This window comes from Sphingomonas silueang, assembly GCF_040049155.1.
GTDB lineage: Bacteria > Pseudomonadota > Alphaproteobacteria > Sphingomonadales > Sphingomonadaceae > Sphingomonas > Sphingomonas silueang.
In genome coordinates this window covers 1-1,268 of record NZ_JBDZDK010000083.1, presented here as the reverse complement: position 1 = coordinate 1,268, position 1,268 = coordinate 1, and the positions used below count along the sequence as shown (strand labels likewise).

At 65.6% G+C, this 1,268-nt stretch carries 1 protein-coding gene; it reads left to right on the top strand.

Annotated elements, in window-relative coordinates:
* Positions 1-64: 64 nt before the first annotated feature.
* Positions 65-1,236, top strand: a protein-coding gene (locus ABLE43_RS23145) for an IS3 family transposase (RefSeq protein WP_348980282.1) whose coding sequence is annotated in 2 segments (ribosomal slippage) — positions 65-317 and positions 317-1,236 — 1,173 coding nt in all. Because the reading frame shifts where the segments join, the coding sequence is not laid out codon by codon here.
* Positions 1,237-1,268 lie beyond the last annotated feature (32 nt).

Below are 1,268 nucleotides of genomic sequence, written 5' to 3'. Positions count from 1 at the left end.
TGACGTGACCCCCTGATTTTCCTCCAAGTGCGATTAGAGTCCGGCCCTGATGGAAGGACGGACAATGAAGCGACTGAGGTTCACGGAAGAGCAGATCATTGCGGTGCTGAAGGAGGCCGAGGCCGGTGCGAAGACCGGCGATCTGGCCCGGCGTCACGGCGTGTCTGAAGCGACGATCTACAACTGGAAGGCCAAGTATGGCGGCCTGGAGGTGTCCGAGGCGCGGCGGCTGCGCGCGCTGGAGGACGAGAACGCCAAGCTGAAGCGTTTGCTGGCCGATGCGATGCTGGACAACGCGGGTCTGAAGGACCTCCTCGCAAAAAATTGGTGACGCCCGCTGCCAAGCGAGAGGCGGTCGCTCGTCTCCAGGCAGTCCTGGGGATGAGCGAGCGGCGGGCGTGTCGTGTCATCGGCGCTGATCGGAAGAGCATGCGCTACCGGTCGCAGCGGGATGATGATGCCGATCTTCGGTCGAAGCTGCGCGAGCTGGCGCAGCAGCGCCGCCGGTTCGGCTATCGCCGGTTGCACATCCTGCTGCGGCGGGAGGGCGTGGTGATCAACCGCAAGAAGACCCAACGGCTCTACCGCGAGGAGAAGCTGGCGGTCCGACGACGAAGGAACCGGCGCCGTGCCATCGGTGCGCGGGCGCCGGCGCCTGTGCTGGCGTTGCCCAACCAGCGATGGAGCCTGGACTTCGTGCACGATCAGATGGCGTCGGGACGCCGGTTCCGGGTGCTCAACATCGTCGACGATGTGACCCGCGAGTGCCTGCGTGCGGTGCCGGATACGTCGATATCGGGGCGTCGGGTCGTGCGCGAGCTGACCGATCTGATCGCCGAGCGCGGCAAGCCCGGCATGATCGTCAGCGACAACGGCACCGAGCTGACCTCGAACGCGGTCCTCGCCTGGTGCGGGGAGATCGGGGTCGAGTGGCATTACATCGCTCCGGGCAAGCCGATGCAGAACGGCTACGTCGAGAGCTTCAACGGTCGCATGCGCGACGAACTGCTCAACGAGACCCTGTTCCTGAGCCTGGACCATGCCCGCGTGGTGATCGCCGCCTGGGCCGACGACTACAACCGGGAGCGACCGCACTCAGCCCTCGGCTACGAGACCCCGGCGGCGTTCGCCGCGGAACTGGATAAGCAATGTTCTGCTTCGCTACGCCCTACGGGCTCCGCTGCGCAGGCCATTGCTCAACCCGCGCTCATGCGCAACAAAGCTGCCGGGCTCTAATCCGCGCTGGTGGAAACCAGGGGGTCACGTCA